At 56.2% G+C, this 2,484-nt stretch carries 3 protein-coding genes; 2 read left to right on the forward strand and 1 reads right to left on the reverse strand.

Annotated features, from left to right (window positions below; genetic code table 11):
- The first annotated feature begins 185 nt into the window (after positions 1 to 185).
- Positions 186 to 722: a hypothetical protein gene (locus tag ACXJ5O_RS24225; protein ID WP_457302133.1), complete on the forward strand. Its 537-nt coding sequence runs from the start codon at positions 186 to 188 to the stop codon at positions 720 to 722.
- A gap of 151 nt (positions 723 to 873) precedes the next feature.
- On the opposite strand, the gene ACXJ5O_RS24230 is transcribed toward ACXJ5O_RS24225, so the two are convergent.
- On the reverse strand, positions 874 to 1,020 hold the full coding sequence (locus tag ACXJ5O_RS24230; protein WP_100001090.1) for a DUF1127 domain-containing protein: 147 nt from the start codon (positions 1,018 to 1,020) through the stop codon (positions 874 to 876).
- Between the two features lie 253 nt (positions 1,021 to 1,273).
- On the opposite strand from ACXJ5O_RS24230, the gene ACXJ5O_RS24235 reads away from it, so the two are divergent.
- Positions 1,274 to 2,401, forward strand: a complete 1,128-nt coding sequence (locus ACXJ5O_RS24235; RefSeq protein ID WP_457302134.1) for a DUF2157 domain-containing protein — start codon at positions 1,274 to 1,276, stop codon at positions 2,399 to 2,401.
- Positions 2,402 to 2,484: the final 83 nt, after the last annotated feature.

Here is a 2,484-nt window from a genome sequence, read left to right on the forward strand (position 1 = left end):
GGACCGGCTGCGTGGATGCCGCGGGACTCTTGCTTTTGGCAAGCAAGGAAGAATTTTCGCTCTCTCTTGTTTTCATGTTGATTCCTCCACTTTTGATACGGCAACCATAAACAGCGAATCCTGTAGGTTTCAAGAACAGGTCCCGTTACAGTCGTCCCATGCGTACCATGATCCCGTGTTTAACCATGTTTCTGTTCGTTGCGTTGTACGGGCATGCCGAGGCGCAAAGTTTCCGCGTCTGCAACGGTTATGGCTGTACCTTTCAAACGCCGGTGACATTGACGCCGGCAGATCGCTCACGGATTGCTTCCATCATGGCGGGAGGACGCGTTTCACCCGCGGCCGAACGCGCTGCGGTTCGCCGCGCGGTGCAAATATTTGAGCAGCGTAGCGTAGCTGTTATCGGGGTCGTCGATCGGCCAAAGATGGATTTCGGCAAGGGTCGCGAGAGAGGTCAGATGGATTGTGTCGATGAGTCGACCAATACGGACCATTTTCTCCGCTACCTGCAAGGCGCTGGACTATTGCACCATCATCGCGTTGCAAAGAGAGATTCGCGCGGAAGTTTCGTCGACGGCCGCTATCCGCATTTTACCGCCGTTCTCAGAGATGATTCTGGAACGTCGTGGGCCGTTGACTCCTGGTATGAACCGGGAGGCGGACCGCCTGACGTGATGCTTTTGTCGGAATGGCACCGCCGAGGATATGGCGGGCAGAGATAGACAGTAGAGAGTTTCAGAAACAACAACACCCACCGCGGGAGGAGGTGCGGTGGGTGTCGTTTTGTAAAGACCGGCCGGGAGGAGGAGTGCCGGTCTTCAATCGCGGGAACTTTGGGAGGAGGATAAAGCCCGGCGATATTCTTGTATTCGATTAGCGTACTGCAGACTTCTTGGCGACGAACGGGATGTCCGAACGGGCAATGCCCAGATCGCTGAGTTCGCGGGTCGACAGACGGTTCAGCTCGGAAACCGTGTCACGATAACGGCGCCAGTTGCTGTAAGAGCGGATAAGGTTCATTTCATTTCACCACTTCGGTTTTTTGTTTGATTGATCACTCTTGATCGTTAAGTGGAAGATAGTGGATGACGTCCCGAAGTTGCAGAGCCAAGTTTGCAGGTCAGCTATGCAATTGCTGCATTGCAGCATTAACTTCCGTTAATTGTTGCGGCGCACCAAAGGCAGTTTTGAGTTGAATTTGTGCACCGCCGTGCAATTGCGTTTTCGTGGTCAGTCGCGTTACCTTCACCTGAGAAGACTCAAGGGAGCATCCGTGGCACTCACCATTGGATTGAGGAAACATATTGCGCGCTGGCAGCGGGACGGGGTGATCGACGAGATCGTCGCCGAACGGCTTCGCAAAGACCTCGACGATCATCGCTCTGGGTTTGGCCTTGGAGGTATCCTCGCGGTGCTCGGTGCGGTTCTTCTCGGTGCGGCGATCATTTCGCTCGTCGCGGCGAATTGGGAGGAAATGCCCCGGCTGTTTCGCGTTGGCCTGATCATATCGGTGCTTTGGCTCGGTTATGTTGGCGGCGCGTGGCGGGAAAGTCTCGGCGACAGGCGCTTCGGTCAGGCGCTGTACCTGATCGCCGCGATCACGTTTGGTGCCGGAATTGCGCTGATTGGCCAAATGTACCATCTGTCGGGCGATGTATCGGATGCCGTGCTCCTCTGGGTCGCCGGCACGATGGTTGCGGCATTGTTCCTGCGCTCGCCCGTGCTTGTCTCGGCGGGCGTCGCCATTACAGGTCTTTATCTGTTCTCTTCGCTCGATCGGTCCACGAGCGAGCCTTTCAACTATGTCTGGCTGGTGCCGGTCCTGCTTTTCATCAGTGCAGGGCTAATCTGGTACACGAAGGGCAGGGCCGCACAGCATCTCATCGCCCTGTTGCTCATCACCTACGTGCTTGTCGTCCGAATCGACCTCAACGAGGTCATGGTCTTGTGGGTGGCGGGGCTTATCGGTGCCATATGCTTCATGATGGACGCCGTGCGCCCCGGCCTCCTGGACCGGATGACCGGCTGGACAGAGCCCCTGGGCGCCTATGGCTTCCTCATGGTGCTCGTGGCGCTGTTGTTCTTCCAGTTCGATATCGCCAGCAATGAATTTGCCGATGAAGCGATTCCCGGTCAGGTCCTGATCGGATTTGCGATCCTCGGTTGCTCGATCGCGGGTCTCGTGCTTTCGGGCCACCGTAATCTGGCGGTGCGGTGGATTGCCTATACGGTCTTCTCGCTGGAAGTTCTCTATCTGGCTTTCGAGACTATCGGCACGATGATCGGGACCGCGAGCTTCTTCCTGAGCGCCGGTGTGCTGGTTCTGCTTCTTGCCGCCTTTGTCATCCGCATGGAGCGACGTCTTCAGAAAAGGAATCCAAAAAGGCAGACAACGGCATGACAATAAAGATCAATCGTTTCCTCTGGTTGGGTGCTGCAGTGGCGCTTATGCAGTCTGGTGTGCTCTACGCCATGGTCCAGCAG

It is taken from the genome of Phyllobacterium sp. P5_D12, from assembly GCF_054049495.1.